Source organism: Myxococcus vastator, assembly GCF_010894475.1.
GTDB lineage: Bacteria > Myxococcota > Myxococcia > Myxococcales > Myxococcaceae > Myxococcus > Myxococcus vastator.
The window spans coordinates 1-17993 of the sequence record NZ_JAAIYB010000045.1; the positions used below are offsets into that span (position 1 = coordinate 1).

At 70.3% G+C, this 17993-nt stretch carries 15 protein-coding genes; 3 read left to right on the forward strand and 12 right to left on the reverse strand.

The window, feature by feature from the left end; genetic code table 11:
• Positions 1-135: 135 nt before the first annotated feature.
• Both G4D87_RS07220 and G4D87_RS07225 read right to left on the reverse strand, forming a co-directional pair.
• Complete coding sequence (locus G4D87_RS07220) at positions 136-1983, reverse strand: sensor histidine kinase (RefSeq protein ID WP_163780283.1); 1848 nt, start codon at positions 1981-1983, stop codon at positions 136-138.
• Positions 1980-5309 (reverse strand): response regulator, encoded by a 3330-nt coding sequence (locus G4D87_RS07225; RefSeq protein ID WP_163780285.1) that lies wholly within the window; start codon positions 5307-5309, stop codon positions 1980-1982. The genes G4D87_RS07220 and G4D87_RS07225 overlap by 4 nt, the downstream gene beginning before the upstream one ends.
• 196 nt (positions 5310-5505) lie before the next feature.
• On the opposite strand from G4D87_RS07225, the gene lexA reads away from it, so the two are divergent.
• Positions 5506-6174, forward strand: a complete 669-nt coding sequence (gene lexA / locus G4D87_RS07230) for a transcriptional repressor LexA (protein ID WP_163780288.1) — start codon at positions 5506-5508, stop codon at positions 6172-6174.
• Positions 6175-6217: 43 nt separating this feature from the next.
• Here lexA and G4D87_RS07235 read toward each other — a convergent pair whose 3' ends face one another.
• The 5 genes from G4D87_RS07235 to eno form a co-directional block, all read right to left on the reverse strand.
• Positions 6218-7354 carry a tetratricopeptide repeat protein gene (locus G4D87_RS07235; RefSeq protein WP_163780290.1) on the reverse strand — a complete coding sequence of 379 codons (1137 nt, stop codon included), beginning with the start codon at positions 7352-7354 and terminating at the stop codon, positions 6218-6220.
• A gap of 15 nt (positions 7355-7369) precedes the next feature.
• Positions 7370-8305 carry a hypothetical protein gene (locus tag G4D87_RS07240; protein ID WP_240358079.1) on the reverse strand — a complete coding sequence of 312 codons (936 nt, stop codon included), beginning with the start codon at positions 8303-8305 and terminating at the stop codon, positions 7370-7372.
• A gap of 260 nt (positions 8306-8565) precedes the next feature.
• Positions 8566-9489: a LysM peptidoglycan-binding domain-containing M23 family metallopeptidase gene (locus tag G4D87_RS07245; RefSeq protein ID WP_163780293.1), complete on the reverse strand. Its 924-nt coding sequence runs from the start codon at positions 9487-9489 to the stop codon at positions 8566-8568.
• Positions 9490-9491: 2 nt separating this feature from the next.
• Positions 9492-10280, reverse strand: a complete 789-nt coding sequence (surE, locus tag G4D87_RS07250) for a 5'/3'-nucleotidase SurE (protein WP_163780295.1) — start codon at positions 10278-10280, stop codon at positions 9492-9494.
• A gap of 4 nt (positions 10281-10284) precedes the next feature.
• The gene (eno, locus tag G4D87_RS07255) at positions 10285-11583 is read right to left on the reverse strand and encodes a phosphopyruvate hydratase (protein WP_163780296.1); all 1299 of its coding nucleotides are present in this window, start codon (positions 11581-11583) and stop codon (positions 10285-10287) included.
• Positions 11584-11689: 106 nt separating this feature from the next.
• Here eno and G4D87_RS07260 point away from each other — a divergent pair, with 106 nt between their 5' ends.
• Positions 11690-12733 carry an ADP-ribosylglycohydrolase family protein gene (locus tag G4D87_RS07260; protein WP_163780298.1) on the forward strand — a complete coding sequence of 348 codons (1044 nt, stop codon included), beginning with the start codon at positions 11690-11692 and terminating at the stop codon, positions 12731-12733.
• A gap of 108 nt (positions 12734-12841) precedes the next feature.
• Here the strand turns inward: G4D87_RS07260 and G4D87_RS38835 are convergent, their stop codons facing one another.
• The 4 genes from G4D87_RS38835 to G4D87_RS07275 all read right to left on the reverse strand — a co-directional run bounded on the left by G4D87_RS38835 (position 12842) and on the right by G4D87_RS07275 (position 15322).
• On the reverse strand, positions 12842-13018 hold the full coding sequence (locus G4D87_RS38835) for a hypothetical protein (RefSeq protein WP_176409559.1): 177 nt from the start codon (positions 13016-13018) through the stop codon (positions 12842-12844).
• Positions 13019-13431: 413 nt separating this feature from the next.
• The gene (locus G4D87_RS07265) at positions 13432-13857 is read right to left on the reverse strand and encodes a type II toxin-antitoxin system RatA family toxin (protein WP_163780301.1); all 426 of its coding nucleotides are present in this window, start codon (positions 13855-13857) and stop codon (positions 13432-13434) included.
• Between the two features lie 40 nt (positions 13858-13897).
• Positions 13898-14863, reverse strand: a complete 966-nt coding sequence (glpX, locus tag G4D87_RS07270) for a class II fructose-bisphosphatase (RefSeq protein ID WP_163780303.1) — start codon at positions 14861-14863, stop codon at positions 13898-13900.
• Positions 14864-14893: 30 nt separating this feature from the next.
• Positions 14894-15322 carry an acyl-CoA thioesterase gene (locus G4D87_RS07275; protein ID WP_163780305.1) on the reverse strand — a complete coding sequence of 143 codons (429 nt, stop codon included), beginning with the start codon at positions 15320-15322 and terminating at the stop codon, positions 14894-14896.
• Positions 15323-15420: 98 nt separating this feature from the next.
• Here G4D87_RS07275 and G4D87_RS07280 point away from each other — a divergent pair, with 98 nt between their 5' ends.
• Positions 15421-17034, forward strand: a complete 1614-nt coding sequence (locus tag G4D87_RS07280) for an alkaline phosphatase family protein (protein ID WP_176409558.1) — start codon at positions 15421-15423, stop codon at positions 17032-17034.
• A 66-nt stretch (positions 17035-17100) separates the two neighbouring features.
• On the opposite strand, the gene nadC is transcribed toward G4D87_RS07280, so the two are convergent.
• A complete protein-coding gene (gene nadC, locus G4D87_RS07285) occupies positions 17101-17985 on the reverse strand; it encodes a carboxylating nicotinate-nucleotide diphosphorylase (RefSeq protein ID WP_163780309.1) in 885 nt (294 codons plus the stop codon).
• Positions 17986-17993: the final 8 nt, after the last annotated feature.

Here is a 17993-nt window from a genome sequence, read left to right on the forward strand (position 1 = left end):
CAGGAAGACGAACCACCCCACCGGCAACGCCGCGAGAATCAGCGCGAGGCCAATGAAGAAGGGCACCTGACGGCGCGATGGGCGGGAATCAGCCATGGGCAGCCTCGTTAGCTATCACAGGCCCCCCAAGGGGGCTCACGCCTTCGGCAGCTTCACGGTGAAGCAACTGCCCTGCTCGACTTCCGAGCGGACGTCGATGCTCCCGCCCGCCTCCGTCACCACGCGCCAGGCCACGCTGAGCCCCAGCCCGACGTTGGACCATACGTCCTTCGTCGTGAAGAAGGGCTCGAAGATGCGGGGACGGAGGTTGGGGGCAATCCCCTTCCCCGTGTCCTCCACCTCCAGGAAGCCGAAGCCGTTGACCTCGCCCGTGCGCAGCGTGAGCCGCTTCTGGGGTGACTTCAGCATCGCGGTGCGCGCGTTGGACACCAGCGCGAGCACCACCTGCGACAGGTGCCCCGGGTCGCCACGCACTCGCGCGAGCCCGTCGCCCAGCACGCTGGTGAGCGCCACGCCGTCGCCGCGAAGCTGATGCTCGGTGAGGCTGAGCGCGTCACGCACCACGGCGTTGAGGTCCACCGGCCGCAGCTCCGCGCGCTCGCGCTGCTGGGAGAAGCGCAGCAGGTTCTGGGTGATTTCCTTGCAGCGCTTGGCGCTCTGCTCGATTTTCCGCAGCGACTCCAGGTCCGGATCGGCGGCGCCACGGTCGAGCATCAGCAGCTGCACGTTGCCGAGGATGCCCGCCAGCGGGTTGTTGATTTCGTGCGCCACGCCCGCGCCGAGCTGCCCCACCGCGGCCAGCTTCTGCGCCTCCACGAGCTGCGCCTGGGCCGCCTTCAGGTCCGCGGTGGCCTCTTCCACGCGGACGCGCAAGTCGTCGTTCCAGCTCAGCATCCGGGCGCGCGCCGCCTCCAGCTCCTCGCCCATGCGGTTGAAGGTGGTGGCCAGCTCGCTCAGCTCGTCCTGACCGGAGACCTTCAAGCGCGTGTCCAGCTCGCCGCGCCCATATGCCTCCGCGCCGCGAACCACCTCCGCCAGCCGCACGTTGAGGCGGCGCGTGAAGAGGGCGCCCAGCCCGAGCAGCACCAGGAAGGTGGCGCCAATGGACAGCAGCACCGTGCGCCGCATGCCGTGCACGGGCGCCAGCGCGGTGGACTCATCCACCTCCACCAGCACGTCGAAGCGCATGCCATGAGGCACGCGCGCCACGCTGACGCGCCGGGCCGGTGACTCCACGCGGAAGCTGCGCACCTGCTCCGTCAGCGCCGCCGCCGGGGCCAACAGGTGCGCGCTCAGCTCCGGCGCCAGCGCCTGCCCCCGCCGCTCCGGCGCGGTGCTGGCGAGCACGCGCCGCTCCTCGTCCACCAGGTCGATGCGCCCCAGCCCCTCGCCCAGGCGCCTGCGCAGCACCGCCTCCAGCGGGTGGAGCACGACCTCCGCGACGGCGAAGGGCGCGCCCTCGCCTTCCGCCAGCTTCACCGCCACGGCCACCGCCGAGCGCCCCTCGTCCGAGTGCACGTACGCGCTGCCCAGCGCCGCCTGGCCCTTGCCGCCGCCGCGCAGCGTCTGCACGGGGATGGAGCGCACCAGCCGGTCCACGGACTCCGGGGAGAAGGCCGGGTGCCCGTCGACGGCCTGCGCGCGGAACACGGGCGCGCCCAGCGGCCGGCCCTCCGCGTCCAGCTTCAGCACCGCGCTCACCGCGGGAGACTGGCCGTACAGCAGCCGCAGCGCGCCCTGCGTCTCCGCGTCGCTCGCGGCCTGCCAGTCGATGAGCTCCGCCGAGCGGGCCAGCGCGTCCACCACCTCCATCAGGGTGGCGCCCACGGACTCGGCGGAGGCGACCGCCTGCGCGCGCTGCTCCGCGTCGATGCGGGCGGCCAGCTCGGCCTCGGCGCGCGAAAGCAACAGGAAGCCGACCGCGGCCAGGGGGAGCACCGTCGCGGCGAGCATGAACAGGACGAGTTGCTGGTAGAGCCTCATCCGGCCACGGAGCGTACCACCCGCTCCTGGTCACTGCGCAGGAAGACGGAGCCCGCAATCGCCTTGGCGCGCTTCTTCATGTCCGCGGCGCGGCGCGCCAGCTCCGCGTGGTCCTGGGTGCCGTCCGTCATCACCGCCACCACGGACACGCTCATGATGGGGAACTGCCGCTTCTCCCCGTAGCGGTCCTCCGCCTCGATGTGGCCGCGCTCCCGGTCCTGCCTGTCGTAATAGAGCGGGATGATGCGGTCGAACGTCTCGATGGCCTTCTGGCAGATGCGGTCCACCGACTCCGGCGAGGTGATGAACACGAAGTCGTCACCCGCTACGTGGCCCAGGAAGTCACCGGGCGCGCCGTCCTGCGCGAACACCTCGCGCATCAGGTCGCCCGTCTGGCGCACCACGCCGTCCGCCTTCGCGAAGCCGTAGTAGTCGTTGTAGGCCTTGAGGTTGTCCAGGTCCAGGTAGCAGAAGGCGAAGGGCCGGCGCGCGGACAGGCGCCGCTGCACCTCGCGCTCGATGGCGGTGGAGCCCGGCAGCTGCGTGGTGGGCGAGGCCGACAGCTCCTGCTCCTTGCGCCGCATCACGCTCTCCACGCGCGCACCCAGCTCCAGCGCGTCGAAGGGCTTGGTGAGGTAGTCGTCACCGCCCAGCTTGAGCGCGCGCACCTTGGAGGACGTCTCCGCGCGGGCGGAGATGAAGATGACGGAGATGTGGCCACCGGCGCTCTCCGCCTTGATCTCCTCCAGGAAGACGAAGCCGTCGCCGTCCGGCAGCGTCACGTCCAGCAGCACGACGTCCGGCCGGCGCTCGCGCAGGGAGCGGCGTCCCTCCTCGATGGAGCCCGCCAGCGCCACGTCGAAGCCGATGTTCTCCAGCACCTCGCGGCAGATGGCGGCGATTTTCGCGTCGTCGTCCACCACCAGCACGCGGCCATGCGCCGGGCCCTGCCGGCCGCGCACCAGCGAGTCCACCGTGGCCAGCAGCTTGTCCGACGCCAGCGGGCGCACCAGGAAGGCATCCGCGCCCGCGCGGAAGGCGCGCTGACGCTCGTCGAAGGCGGACGACACCAGCAGCGGCGCGCGGCGCGTCTCCGGGTCGTGCCGGAGAATCTCCGCCAGCCGCAGCCCGTCCACGTCCGGCAGACGCACGGACACCATCACCGTGTCGGGGTCATACCGCCGCGCGGCGGACAGGCCGTCCTCCGCGTTGAAGGCCAGCCGCACGTCGTAGCCACGCCCGGTCATCAGCGCCTTGGCGATGAAGGCCACCTCGGGCTCACCGTCGATGACGAGCACCCGGCCCCGGCTCTCCTGCCGGCGCGGGAGCTGGATGGCGTCCGCCACGTCGTCGCCCCGGCGCAGCTCCGGCGGCGGCTCGGTGGGCAGCACCACCATGAAGCGCACGCCGTCCGTACACGGCTCACACCAGATGCGGCCGCCGTGGGCCTCCACGATGTTGCGGCAGATGGCCAGGCCCAGGCCGGTGCCGCGCACGGTGCGGTTGGCCTTGGTGCGCGCCTGCTCGAAGCGGTCGAAGATGCGCTCCAGGCTCTCCTCGGCGATGGGGTCTCCGCTGTTCCAGCAGGACACCACCACGTAGCCCGGCAGGCTGGAGGTGGCGTGCACCTCCACCCGCACCTCTCCGCCCTCCGGGGTGAACTTCACCGCGTTGTTGAGCAGGTTGTTGAGCACCTGGTCCAGGCGGTTCGGGTCCAACAGGACGCGCAGCGGATGGCGCGGCAGCACGGGCTTCACCATCACCCGCTTCTCGCCGAAGGCCGGGCCGTACTTCTCCACCACGCGCTGGACGAGCTCGTCGAGGTACGACACCTCGAAGTTCATCCGCAGCCGGCCCTTGGCGAACTTCGACAAGTCCAGCAGGTCATCCACGATGGCGTTGAGCTTCTCGGTGGAGTCCCGCGCCAGCGACAGGTAGCGGCGCTGCCGGTCGTTGATGTCCCCGGCCATGAAGTTGAGCACCAGGTCCAGCGCGCCGGAGATGGACGTCAGCGGCGTGCGCAGCTCGTGGCTCACCATGGAGACGAACTCGTCCTTGCGCTCCTCCAGCCGCTTCTGCTCGGTGATGTCGCGCAGCACCACGCACACGCCGCGCAGCGTGTTCCGCGCGTCCGTCACCGGCGTCACCGTCGTCTGGACGTGCCGGTCGAAGAGCTTCACCTCCTCGCGCAGCACCTGCCCGCCGCCGTACTCCCAGCCGCGCACCAGGTGGAAGGGCTGGAAGCCCAGGCGCTCCTCCATCAGCCGCGTCGTCTGCTCCTCCGGGTTCTCCCCCGCGTGCAAGAGCCGCCGCGCCGCCGGGTTCATCACCACGATGTCGTTCTTCTCGTCGGTGAGGACCACGCCGTCGGCCATGGACTCCACCATCCGCTCCATGCGGTGGCGGGCCTCCTCCTCCGCCGAGCGCAGGGACTGGATGGCGTCCGCCGTCTGGTTGGCGAGCACGTCCAGCAGCACGCCGTCGTCCTCGGTGAACGCGTCCGGCTTCTGGCTGAACAGCGACAGCATGCCCACCGGGCGCCCGCCGGCGACCAGGTTCACCGTGAGCTGGCTGGGGTAGACGGACGGCGCCGTCGCGTCCTGGGTGGTGGTGCCCGCCACGCGGGTGATGACGCGGTCCTCCGGCAGCAGGAGGCCGCTGCTCTTGCGGTACGCGCCGAGCATGGACTCCTTCACGCCCAGCAGCGCCTTCTCCCCCACCATGCCCTGACAGCGCAGCCGCAGCGTCGCGCTGCGCGCCTCGTCCGGCGCGATGAGCGCCGCGCCGCAGTCGTACGGCAGCACGCGCGCCACGGCGATGAGCACGCGGTCGATGATGTTGTCGTAGCTGGCCGGATCATTCGCGCTGGCGCGGCTGACCTCGTACAGGACGAAGAGCGCCTCCACGCGCTGGTGGAGCTGGCGGATCAGCCGCTCCTTGTCCTTGCGCAGCTGCGTGTACTCCACCGCGTTCTTCACGGTGATGAGCAGGTCGTTCACATCCCAGGGCTTGGTGATGTACCGGTACACCTGCCCCTGGTTGATGGCCGCGATGATGTCGTCCGGGTGCGTGTACCCCGTGAGCAGCAGCGCGGTGACGTCGAAGCCCTCCGCGCGCGCGGTGGCCACCAATTCGATGCCCGTCATCTCGGGCATCCGCTGGTCGGTGATGAGGACGTCCACCGGCTCCTTTCTCAGGATCTCCAGCGCGGCGGAACCGCTTCGGGCCGTGAGGACGCGGTACCGGCGCTGGAACATCCGGGTGAGGATGTCCAGGACGTCGGCCTCGTCGTCGACGAAGAGCAGCGTGTGGCGGAGCTCGGACAAAGCGGCCGAAGTGTACGTCGAGTTCGTCCCCCCACCTCAAGAAGTGAGAAACAGGACGGAGCGGGGCACACCCCGAGTGCGCAGGGGGACACCGGACGAGTTGACTCTACACGCCTGTTCAGGGAGAGTGACACTGAAAGCCTGTTGCCTGGGGAGAACGACTCCCCGGCAGGACGGCAGATGAGTGAGGGAGCGCATGGAAGAGCTCACGGAACGCCAGCGCGAGATTCTCAGCTTCATCGTCAAGGAGACGGAGACCCGGGGCTTCCCGCCGACGATTCGCGAAATCGGGGAGCACATGGACATCCGCTCGACGAACGGCGTCAACGACCACCTGAAAGCGCTGGAGCGCAAGGGCTACCTGAACCGGGGCGAGCAGCAGAGCCGCTCCCTGGTGCCCACCAAGCGCGCGCGGCTGCTGCTCGGCCTGGGGATGCGGAAGGACTCGGGCATGGTGGAGATTCCCCTGCTCGGCAAGGTCGCCGCCGGCGCGCCGCTGCTGGCGCAGGAGAACATGGAGGACTCCGTCAAGATCGACAGCTTCCTGCTCGGAGGTGTGAATGGCCGCGAGGTCTTCGCCCTGCGCGTGAAGGGACAGTCGATGATTGACGACGGCATCCACGACGGGGACTACCTCTTCGTGAAGAAGACGCCGTCCGCCCAGCCGGGTGAAATCGTGGTGGCCCTCATCGAGGACGAGGCCACGGTGAAGCGCTACTACCCGGAAGGGGACCGCATCCGCTTCCAGCCGGCCAACGCCACCATGCAGCCCATCTACGTGAGCCGCGCGGAGTTCCGGTCCACGATGATTCTGGGCCAGGTGGTGGGCGTGTACCGCAAGCTCCAGGGCGGCCGCACCCCGTAGCCGCCCCTCCCCCTCCCGGGCCGGCGTTTGGCCCGGGCGTGGCTCAAGGGCACCTCTTGAGGGTCGCGTCCGCCGCGGTCGCCCGCGCACAGGCGGCCTGCTGGATGCCGGCGTCCTTGAGCTCCCACGCCAGTTTGGCGGTGGCGACGTGCAGCTCGGCGTCCTTCGCGTGGTCCTGCTCCGCGCTGAGGTTGGCGAGGATGCGCAGCGCGTCCGGCTTGCGGTCCATGGTGACCAGCAGGCTGGCCAGCTCCCGCAGCTCGCGGATGTCCTGGCCGGACACGGACTCCAGGGCCGCGGCCAGCTCCTCCCTCGCGGCCGAGGCGTCCTTCATCCCCAGGTAGATGCGGGCCAGCGCCACGTGGACGATGGCGCGGTCCTTCACGCGCAGGGATTCCTTGTAGGCGCTGATGGCGTCCCCGGGCTTGTCCAGCTTCATCTGGATTTCGCCGACGAGCTCCCACAGGGTGGGATCCCTGGGCGAGCGGCTGGCGGCGTCGCGGTAGGCGTTGGCGGCCTCGGTGAGGTTGCCGGCGCGCACCAGGCCGTCCCCCAGGGTGGCGAGCACGTCCGCGGTGTGGATGCCGTCATCCACGGCCTTCTGGGCCGCGGCCAGCAGCTCCGGGTAGCGCTGCTTCGAGGACAGGACGTCCAGCGCGCGCATGATGAGCGCGGACTTCTGCTCCGGGGAAGGCGCCGCGCTGGAGGCGAGCGTGAAGTGCCGCACGGCGGCGTCGTGGTCGCCCTTCTTGAGGTCCAGGTCGCCCAGCGCCTCCAGGGCGTTGAAGTCCTGGGGGAAGAGAGCCAGGGCCTTGCGCAGCGAGCTCTGGGCTTCGGCCACCTGGCCCAGCTGGGTCTGGATGAAGCCCAGGCGGCTCCAGTTGGTGGAGCGCTTGGGTTCCAGCTTGAGGGCGGCCTCGAACTCGGCGGCGGCGTCCGTCAGCCGGCCCATGGACAGGAACAGCTCGCCGCGCGCGGCGGGCAGGCGGGGGTCGTCCGGGGCAATCTGCTGCATGGCCTCGAAGGAGGCCAGGGCCGCGTCGAAGTGGCCCTGGAGGTACTCGGCGGTGCCTTTGACGTAGAGGCCCTCCGCGTGGTCCTTCGGCTTGACGCGAGGCGTCTCGTCGTCACAGCCCGTCAGGGCGAGCAAGGCAATCAGGGAGAGGGCGCGCGGGGACATGGGGGGCTCCGAGGCTCAGAAGTGGTACGCGATGCCTGCGTTCAGGTCCAGGTTGAGGCCGTCACCCAGCTTCGATTCCGACAGCCCCAGCACCGCCTGCGCGACGTTGGTGCCCAGCTCGAGCTGGAAGCCGACCGAGCCGGCGACGAGGTACTCCAGCCCCGCGAAGCCGATGACGGTGGGCAGCGGGCCGGTGGACTGGAAGATGCCGAAGTCACCGAAGGACAGCTGCACGCCCAGGCCGAAGCCCCAGTAGGGCCGCAGGGTCTTCTCCACGTTGTGGTAGTGGCGCGCGCCCACGACGCTGGGCAGCACGGTGAGGCCGCTGCGCACGCCCTCCTGGGTGGAGCGCACGTAGCTGAAGCCCACCTGGAGGAAGCCGACCCATTCGGGGTGGAACCAGTAGCCCACCTCGATGTCGCCGCCTGGGTTCACGTTGGAGATTTTGTCGATGAAGTTGTTGTTGACGCGCAGGCCCAGCAGCAGGCCGCCGCCCCCCGTCCGCGAGGAGCCTCCCAGCAGCGGGCGGGCCGCCACGGACTCCTCCGGGGGGACGAGCGCGGCGAAGAGCTGGTCGGAGACGGCCTTCGCGGTGCGCAGCAGGTCCTCCGCTTCCGGAGCCTCCGCGCGAGGCCGGGCCAGGATTCGTCCGCCCGCGGCATCCAACAGGTTGGCGGTGAGCAGGTACTGGTCGCCGAAGCGGTCCAGCCGGCCAGCCACGACGTAGCGGGCGCCGGTGAGGGCCACCAGCTCCTGGAGGCAGTCTCCCCGCTCGCACGTCTTGAGGCCCTGGAGTTGCTGCTGGTGCTCGTCGTCCAGGGCGGCCTCGACGTCCCACTGCGAGAGGACGCGCAGCCGCGGCGACTCCGCGAGCCGCGAGGTGATGAGCGAGGTGACGCCCGGCGCCGCGTCGCTGCCCGCCTCGTTGGCCTCCAGCATCAGCACGGCCACGACGACGGCCTCAGGCGCCGCGGACGCAACAGCCGCAGACGCAGCAGCCCCAGAAGCAGGAACCCCAGGGGCTGGCGCCTGGGCAGGGGCCGAGGAAGCCAGCAACAAGACGAAACAGGAGAGCCACCAGGACACGAAGCGCGACACGGGCCGGCACTCTACCTTCACCCGGGCCCGGCACCGAGGCCCAGACATCACACGACGTAGCGCCCTGCCCCGCCGCAGGGAGCAGGGAGGCAGCCGGGCCCGCGCCGCCTCGGCTACGAGGAGGGCATTGGCCCCAGGTAGTCGAGCGGGTCCACCGGCTTTCCGTCCATGCGCACCTCGAAGTGCAGATGGGGCCCGGACGTCCGGCCCGACTCGCCGACGGTGGCAATCACCTGCTCGCGGCGCACCTTCTGCCCGGTGCGCACGCGCAGGTCGCGGTTGTGTGCGTACAGGGTAATCAACTTGTTCGTGTGCTCGACGATGACGATGTTGCCGTAGCCGCGCTGCTCGCCCGCGTAGAGCACCGTGCCAGCCTGCGCCGTCTTCACGGACGTGCCGGCGGGCGCGGCCAGGTCGATGCCGTCATGCGGCTCCTTCCCCTTCTTCCCGAAGCGGCCGTACAGGACGCCTCGCAGCGGCCAGTCGAGCTGCCCCTGGGTGGCCACACGCGGCGGGCCCGTGGCGCTCGCCGGACGCGACAGGGTCCGGCGGCGCGCCGGAGGCTCCTCGCGGCGGCCCACGGCCGGCACGCTGCGCCGCCCCCCGGCCGACGTCGAAGTCCGCACCGGCTCCGGGTCCGCCTCCGCCAGGGCCCGGACGGGCACGCCGCGCTCGACACCGGGGATGGTGAGCTCCTGCCCCACCGCCAACGTCCACGGCGCCTTGATGCCGTTGGCCGACCCCAGCTCCTCCACCGTGAGGCCGTAGGTGCGTGAGATGCGGTACATCGTCTCGCCAGCGGCCACGACATGGCGCGCGGCCACCAGCTCCGGCTCGGCGTGGACGCCCCTCAGGTTGAAGGGCAGCGGCGTGGTCCGCTCGGCCGCGTCGGTGACGCCCGTCCCCGTGTCCGTGTCCATATCCATGTCCGGCCCGGCCACGGAGGATGCCCGGGTGCCCGCGCAGCCGCTCAGCAGCACGGCCAGGAGGAACACCCGGAGCGCCCCACGCGCTCGGCTGGACACACACGGCGCCAACGCTAGGCACCGTCCGGTTCATGCCGGTTGAAGCCATCGACCTGCCACCCGGAGAGGTCCGGGAGCCGGCCATGGTCCGTCAGCTCGAAGTGCAGCGGCGTGACGGAGACGCGCTTGTCCCGGAACACGGCATTGCAGTCGCTGCCCGGGATGTCCTCGTGCTGGTAGTCGCTCCCGCCAATCCAGTAGTACTTCCGGCCACGCGGGTCTTCGTTCTCCACCACCTCGAAGCCGTACGAGTGACGGCCCTGGCGGGTGATGGCGTAGCCCTCCGGCTCCACGCCTCCGGGGATGTTCACGTTGAGGAGCATCCGCGGCGGCAGGGGGCGAGACAGGGCGCTGGACACCAGCGAACGGGCGAACCGGGCCGCCGGCGCGAAGTCGAAGCTCCGCCGGGCCACCAGGCTGAAGGCAATGGCCGGCACGCCCAGGAGCGCGCCCTCCATCGCCGCGGCCACCGTGCCGGAGTACATGATGTCTTCGGCCAGGTTCGCGCCGTGGTTGATGCCGGAAACCATGAGTACCGGGCGATCATCCTTCAGGAGATGGTTGATCGCCAGATAAGCGCAGTCCGCGGGGGTCCCGTCGACGGCGAACCACCGCTCCCGCACCTCCTTGATGCGCAGCGGCCGGTGCAGGGAGATGGCGTGAGAGGCGGCGCTCTGCTCCCGGTCGGGCGCCACCACCCACACCTCCCCCAGGGGGCTCACGGCCTCGACCAGCGCCTGGAGCCCCTCGGAGAAGTAGCCGTCGTCGTTTGAAACCAGGATGCGCTTGGGCTTGTCGCTCACGGGCTCACTTCTTCTGGTTCAGGGCGCGGAACACCGACTTGCCAGCGTAGCGGGCCGCGGCCCCCAGCTCGCCTTCGATGCGCAGCAGCTGGTTGTACTTGGCCACGCGGTCGGAGCGCGACGCGGAGCCCGTCTTGATCTGCCCGCAGTCCAGCGCCACGGCCAGGTCGGCGATGGTGGTGTCCTCCGTCTCGCCGGAGCGGTGGCTCATCACGGACGTGTACCCGGCGCGGTGCGCCATGCGCACGGCGTCGAACGTCTCCGTCAGGGTGCCAATCTGGTTCACCTTCACCAGGATGGAGTTGGCCGTGCCCGTGTCGATGCCGCGGCCCAGGCGCTCCACGTTGGTGACGAACAGGTCGTCGCCCACCAGTTGCATGCGCGAGCCCAGCGCGTCGGTGAGCTTCTTCCAGCCCTCCCAGTCATCCTCCGCCATGCCGTCTTCGATGGAGATGATGGGGTAGCGCTCGGAGAGGCCCCGGTAGTACTCGAGCAGGCCCGCCGCGTCGTACTCCTTGCCCTCGCCCTTCAGCTTGTACTTCTTGCTGCCCTTGTCGAAGAACTCGCTGGCCGCCACGTCCAGGGCCAGGAAGAGCTGCTCACCGGCCTTGAAGCCCGCCTTGTCGATGGCCTCCATGATGAGCTTCAGCGCCTCCTCGTTCGCCGGCAGGTCCGGGGCGTAGCCGCCCTCGTCGCCCACGCCCGTGGCCAGCTTGCGGTCCTTCAGAATCTTCTTCAGCGCGTGGAACACCTCGGCGCCCCAGCGCAGGCCCTCCGCGAAGGAGGACGCGCCGGCGGGCACCACCATGAACTCCTGCACGTCCACGCGGGTGTCCGCGTGCGCGCCGCCGTTGAGGATGTTCATCAGCGGCACGGGCAGGGTGCGCGCCTGCACGCCGCCCACGTAGCGGTACAGCGGCAGCCCGTGCGCGTCCGCTGCGGCCCGGGCCGCCGCCATGGACACCGCGAGGATGGCGTTGGCGCCCAGCTTGCCCTTGGTGGCGGTGCCGTCCAGCTCCAGCATCCGCTGGTCCACCGCGAACTGATCCGCCGCGTCCATGCCCACCAGCGCGGGCGCGAGCACGTCGACCACGTTCTTCACGGCCTTCTGCACGCCCTTGCCCAGGTAGCGATGCTTGTCGCCGTCGCGCAGCTCGATGGCCTCATGCTCACCGGTGGACGCACCGGACGGCACCGCGGCGCGGCCGCGCGCGCCCCCGGCAAGCTGGACCTCCGCCTCCACGGTGGGGTTTCCACGGGAGTCGAGCACTTCGCGCGCCAGAATCTGAGAAATCTCGGTCATAGGCGGCCGTTTCTAGAAGAGCCCCCCGGGCCGGGCAAGCGTGCTCGCGGCCCGCGCTGCTACAGTGTCCACCCGTCGAATGCCCCCGCCCCAACGCCGCCCCGCCTTGAAGGGGCCTGACCCATTGCTCGCTCAACGGCGCCGCGGCGCGCTGCTCGGCATGGCCGTGGGCAACGCCCTGTCCGTCCCCACCGCGCACCGCCCCTTCATGGCCGTTCCATTTCCCAAGCAGGCGGAGGGGCCCTACATGAAGCTGATGGGCGGCGGCCCCCATGCGCTGCGCCGCGGGCAGGTGACGGAGGAGGTCCAGCTCGCGGCCTGCCTGGGCCACAGCCTCCGAGCCATCCGGCGGTACGACGCCGCGGACGCACTGCGTCGTTACCGCGCCTGGCAGCCCCATGCCTTCGACGTCAGCGAGCCCCTGAAGGAGGTCTTCGAGGACTGCCAGACGTCGGGCTTCCCGCCCCTGGGCGCGGGCAGGCGCGTGTGGCTGCGCGCGTACCGGAAGCCCGCGGACCCGGGGAGCCTGGCCCGCGCGGCGCCGCTGGGCGTGTATCTGGCCGGGGACGCCCACGCGCTCACCCAGGCCTCGCTGGAGGACTCCGCCCTCACCCACTTCGACCCGCGCTGCCAGCTCGCCTGCGCGGCCTTCAACGCGGCCATTGGCCACGCCGTCACCCATGGCGCGGGCCTCAAGGCCGCCGACCTCATCCCCGCCGCGGAGTCGGGCCTGCTGCTGGCCGGCGCCGCGCTCGGGCGCTCCGCCAGTGACTATGTGCAGGAGGTGTCCTTCGCCGCGTCGCTCCTGCGCGAGGACCTGGCCCTTGCCCAGCAGGAGGACCCGATGCTGTACGGGCCGGAGCTGCACCTCCACCGCCCCCTGCACGCGGTGCGCGTCGCCTTCCGGCTGGCCTTCTGGGAGCTGCTCCACGCCCCCAGCGCCGAGGCCGCGCTCCTGGACGTCGTCCACCGGGGCGGCGACACGGAGGCCCACGCCACCATCACCGGCGCGCTCGTGGGCGCCTTCCATGGCGAGCAGGCCCTGCCCGAGGAGTGGCGCAAGCAAGTCCTGGAGGCCCTGGCCACCGTCAAGGGGCCGCTGTGGGAGGTCTACCACCCCCGGCACCTGCTGGCCCTGACGCACGCCTGAGGGCGGCCAGGGGCCTGGATGCGCGAAGCCCGCGGGGCCGTCCTGGGAAGGACCGCCACCGCGGGCTCGAGGACACACCGGCGCGGCCGTCAAGCCGCGAGGCCGGGGTCAGGACAGCAGGTCGATGACCACCACGCCCCGCTGGGGCTTGTCGTCTTCGGTCTCCGTGCGCCGACGCGGGCGGTCATCCGGCACGGGGAGCGGAAGCTCCGCCACCGGCCTGTCGTGCTCCTCACGGCGGCGCTCACGGCGCTTTATCTCTTCGATGATGAAGGCGTCGAGCATGGGTCTTCCGTCTCCCTCAGCCTACGTACCCCGATGTACGCCCATCCCGCCCCAATACCATTTCCACCCATATCAGATGCAAATTAAGAACCCCGGTTCTTCGCTGGGTACGTTGCTGCCATCTCGCACGGTTGCTCGTCTGCCACCCGACACCTGAGCCAGGGCACCCAGGGCACGAATGTCGTGGAGGCCGAAAATCCTGTCGGGACGGTGTTCAGTTTAATGCCCTCGATGCGGCCCGCAAGCGGACCTTCCCATGGGCATACTCCCCGTATCCGGCGTCGCAAGCCCCTTCGAGTCAGCCTCGTCCGCCCGCCTGCTGTGACGGGCGGAGCACCCGGGTCCTCGAAGACTCCTGGCGGTCAGCGGGCGATGGTGGCGTCGCCCGCCGGGAAGCCGCCCGGAGGCGGGGTTCAGGGCGCCTCGAAGCGGCGCTTGAAGGCGTCCAGCATCTTCGGCAGCGAGGTCTCCACCAGCGCGGAGACGACGCTCTTGGGCACCAGCGCGCCCAGGGCCATCTCCACGGTGTAGGTGGCCTTCGTCTTGCCCTCGCCCTCGGGCGCCAGGACCCAGCTGCCCTGGTTGTCCTTCATGAACTCGCCCTTGATGTAGGACCAGGACATGCGGGTGGGCCGCTCCTCCGTGACGCGGATGGAGTAGCTGATGGTCTTCACCACATCCACCTTGTAGTGGACGTCCACCGTGTTGCCCTGGCGGTTCTCGGTCCGGATGCCCTTCACCTCTGGGAGGAACTCCGGGTACCGCTCATACTGGGTGATGACGTCGAAGACCTTCTCGATGGGGGCGTTGACGATGATGGTTCGCGAGGCGCCAGGCATGGGTGTCTCCAGGGGCGTGAGGCAGGGTGGGAGCTGCGGCCTAGAAAGCGTACCCCGGCTTCTTGTCGAACTTGTGCACCGACTGGATGAAGCGGACGGTGCCCGTCTTGCTGCGCATGACGACGGAGTGCGTCTCGCAGCCGCCGCCGAAGAAGCGCACGCCCTTGAGGAAGTCGCCGGTGGTGACGCCGGAGGCGGCGAACATGACCTCGCCCCGGGCCAGCTCCTCGGCGGTGTAGATCTTCGAGATGTCGCTGATGCCCATCGTCTTGCAGCGGTCGATTTCGCCCTGGTTGCGGGGCACGAGCCGGCCCTGCATGTCACCGCCGGTGGCGCGGATGGCCGCCGCGGCGATGACGCCCTCGGGCGCGCCGCCGATGCCCATCAGCACCTCCACGCCCGTGTTGTCGAAGCAGGTGGCGATGGCGCCGGCCACGTCGCCGTCCTCGATGAGCCGGATGCGGGCGCCCGCCGCGCGAATCTCCTTGATGAGGTCGGTGTGGCGCTCGCGGTCCAGCACCACCACGGTGAGGTCCTCCACGTAGACCTTCATCTTCTCCGCGATGGCGCGGAGGTTCTCCGTGGGCGTCTTGCGCAGGTCGATGGCGCCCCGGGCGCGCGGGCCCACGGCCAGCTTCTCCATGTACGTGTCGGGGGCGTTGAGCAGCCCGCCCTTGCCCGCCATGGCCACCACGGCGATGGAGCCCGGCCGGCCGTAGGCGCACAGGTTGGTGCCCTCCAGCGGGTCCAGGGCGATGTCCACCTCGGGCGCACCATCCCCGCGCTTGCCCACCTTCTCGCCGATGTAGAGCATGGGCGCCTCGTCGCGCTCGCCCTCGCCGATGACGACGGTGCCATCAATCTGCAGCGCGTCGAAGGCGCGGCGCATGGCGTCCACGGCGGCCTGGTCCGACTCGTCCTTGCTGCCGCGGCCCATCAGTCGGGCGGAGGCGATGGCCGCCATCTCGGTGACGCGCACGACCTCCATTGCCAGGTTGCGATCCATGTGTGTGCTCCTTGGGTATCCCGGAAGGGTTCAGGTGGAAGTGGAAGAGCCCGGGGAAGGCTCGGTTGTTTCAAGCAACCGGATGAGGGCGTCGGGCAGCCGCGTCGGCTTGCCGTCCCGCCCCACACAGGCGTGACGCGTCATACCGGTGCAGAGCAGCGTGCGTGGCGCACCGTCACGAAACAGCGCGTAGGTGAACACGATGGACGCGCGGCGCAACTCGCTCACGGTGGTTTGGATGACCAACACATCGTCGTAGCGCGCGGATGCCTTGTACTGGCAGCTCGCCTCGGCCACGGGTAGCAGGGCACCCGAGCGCTCCAGCTCGGCGTAGCTGCCACCCCGGGCGCGGAAGTACTCACTGCGCGCGAACTCGAAATAGCGGAAGTAATTCGCGTAGTAGACGACACCCATCTGATCGGTGTCGCCGTAGATGACGCGAAGACGGGCCTCGACCATGAAGCGGGCGACCCTAACAGCGCGAAGTGCGGCGTCCAAGCAGTGACACGCGTTGTTGGTTGCTTCTCACCATCCCGGCGGAGATGGTTCTCATCCCCATGATTCGCGCACTCGTCCTCGCCGTCGCGCTGGCCACCCTGCCCGCTTTTGCCCGACCTCCCAGGCTTACGCTCGTCATCAGCGTGGACGCGCTCGGCAGCGACGTGTTGCTGCGCAACCGCCCGCGCCTGAAGGGTGGCCTGGGCCAGTTGCTCAACCAGGGCGCGTACTTTCCTTATGCGCGCTACGGCCACGCCGAATGCCGCACCGCGCCCGGCCACGCCACCCTCGCCACGGGCGCCCACCCGTGGCGGCACGGCATCGTGGACAACCGGTGGGTGGACCGCTCGACGATGAAGCGGGTCATGGCCTTCGCGGACGCGGCCCACCCGGTGCTGGAGGTGCCGCTGAAGCCGGGCCAGGACTCCGGCCCCGCCCACCTCATGGTGGAGACGCTGGCGGACCGGCTGCGCGTGGCGACGCAGGAGCGCGGCAAGGCGGTGGCGCTGTCCATCAAGCCCCACGCGGCCATCCCCTTGGCCGGACGCGCGGGCCAGGCGTGGTGGTTCGACAAGGGCGAGGGGAAGTTCGTCACCGGCACCTGGTACACGAAGGAGTTCCCGGCGTGGCTGAAGGCGCTGAACGCGCGGAAGCTGCCGGAGGCGGCCTTCGGCAAGAAGTGGGAGCTGATGCGGCCGGCCTCGGAGTACGTGGGCGAGGACGAAGGCCTCGCCGAGGCGGACGTCTACGGCCTGGGCCGCACCTTCCCCCATCCGCTGGACGGCGGGCTGCCGTCGCCGGGCCCCACCTTCTACCAGGCGTTCGCCGTGTCACCGGACTCGCATGACCTGCTGGTGGAGGCGGCCAAGGCGGCCATCGCCGGAGAGGGCCTGGGCCAGGACGGCGTGCCCGACCTGCTGGCCGTGAGCTTCACCGGCACGGACCTGGTGTTCCACGAGTACGGGCCCTCCTCGTGGGAGATGCAGGACACGCTGCTGCGGCTGGACAGGGCGCTGGGCAACCTCATCACCGCGGCCGAGCGCGCGGCGGGCGGACGGGGCAACCTGGTCATCGCGCTGTCCGCGGACCACGGCGGCGCGGCGATGCCAGAGCAGTGGGCGGCCAAGGGGCTGGCCGCGAAGCGGGTGAGCCCGGCGGAGCTGGCGGAGGGCCTGACGCAGGCGCTGCGCCAGCAGTTCGGTGGCGACGTGACGGCCACGCTCGAACAACTGGACGTGTACCTGGGCGGCAAGACGCACCAGGGCGGCGCGGTGGACGTGGCGGTGCGGCGCGCGGCGGCGGCGTGGCTGGCGAAGCACCCGGCGGTCATCACGGCCGTGGCGAATGACGACTTGTTCACCGCGCCGGACACCGCGGGCTACCTGACGCCCATGCGCAAGGGCTACTACCCCGGGCGCAGCGGCGACGTGCTCTTCATGCTGCGGCCCCTCCACCTGCTCCACGGCATCCCCACCGGCACCAACCACGGCACACCGCACGCGTATGACGCGCAGGTGCCCATCCTCTTCGCGGGCAAGGGCGTGAAGCCGGGCATGTACCTGGAGGAGATCGACCCCGTGGACTTCGCCCCCACCCTGTCGGCGCTGATGGAGCTGGGCATGCCGTCGTCGGCGGAGGGGAAGCCCCGCGCGGAGGTCCTCACGGGCAAGTGAGCGGCCGCGTCGGGGAGGGCTCCGCGCGTCCCAGGCAGGAGCCAGGAGCGCCTCCGTGTCCGCGCGCTACGCCGGCTTCGGCTGCCTGGCGCGCGCGGGGCGCTTCGCCGCGGCGGTGATTTCCAGCGACAGGTCCATGGCTCGCGCGGAGTGCGTCAGCGCGCCCATGGACACGAAGTCGATGCCCAGCTTCGCCAGCCGAGGCAGCCGGTCCAGCGTGACGCCGCCCGACACCTCGAGCGGGACGCGGCCCGCCGCCAGCTTCACGGCCTCGCGAATCTGCGCGTCGTCCATGTTGTCGAGCATCACCACGTCCGCGCCGTGCTCGATGGCCTCCGCGAGCTGCTTCAGATTGGTGACCTCGATTTCAATCTTGGTCAGCCGTGGCCCGTTGAGCTTCGCCCGGCGCAGCGCCTCCGCGATGGAGCCCCCCACGGCGGCGATGTGGTTGTCCTTGATGAGGACGCCGTCGAAGAGGCCGAAGCGGTGGTTGGACGCGCCGCCCATGCGGACGGCCTCCTTGGCCACCGTGCGCATTCCCGGCGGCGTCTTCCGCGTGTCCAGGACGCGCAGCTTGGAGCCGCGCACGGACGTGACGGCCTGCTGCGCCAGTGTCGCGATGCCCGCGGCCCGCTGCACGATGTTGAGCGCGGTGCGCTCCGCAGCGAGCAGCGAGCGCATCCGGCCGTGACACCGCGCGGCGACCATCTTCGGTTTGATCTCCTGACCGTCGCGGCGCAACAGCTCCACCTCGACGTCCGGGTCGACCGTCTTGAAGACGCGGACGAAGGCCTCCAGGCCCGCGAGCACCAACTGCTCCTTGGCGACCAGCTCCGCGCTGCCCTCGTAGTCAGGAGGGATGAGGGCCTGCGAGGTGACGTCACCCGCCGCCCCCAGGTCCTCATCGAGTGCGAGCGCGATGAGCCGGTCGAGGTAATCCTGCTGCTGCACGTCTCCTC

Bases quoted from the DNA above. Each gene is read 5' to 3' on its own strand.
- G4D87_RS07220 (WP_163780283.1), bottom strand. From the start codon at position 1,983: ATGAGGCTCTACCAGCAACTCGTCCTGTTCATGCTCGCCGCGACGGTG.
- lexA (WP_163780288.1), top strand. From the start codon at position 5,506: ATGGAAGAGCTCACGGAACGCCAGCGCGAGATTCTCAGCTTCATCGTC.
- G4D87_RS07235 (WP_163780290.1), bottom strand. From the start codon at position 7,354: ATGTCCCCGCGCGCCCTCTCCCTGATTGCCTTGCTCGCCCTGACGGGC.
- eno (WP_163780296.1), bottom strand. From the start codon at position 11,583: ATGACCGAGATTTCTCAGATTCTGGCGCGCGAAGTGCTCGACTCCCGT.
- G4D87_RS38835 (WP_176409559.1), bottom strand. From the start codon at position 13,018: ATGCTCGACGCCTTCATCATCGAAGAGATAAAGCGCCGTGAGCGCCGC.
- G4D87_RS07265 (WP_163780301.1), bottom strand. From the start codon at position 13,857: ATGCCTGGCGCCTCGCGAACCATCATCGTCAACGCCCCCATCGAGAAG.
- glpX (WP_163780303.1), bottom strand. From the start codon at position 14,863: ATGGATCGCAACCTGGCAATGGAGGTCGTGCGCGTCACCGAGATGGCG.
- G4D87_RS07275 (WP_163780305.1), bottom strand. From the start codon at position 15,322: ATGGTCGAGGCCCGTCTTCGCGTCATCTACGGCGACACCGATCAGATG.
- G4D87_RS07280 (WP_176409558.1), top strand. From the start codon at position 15,421: ATGATTCGCGCACTCGTCCTCGCCGTCGCGCTGGCCACCCTGCCCGCT.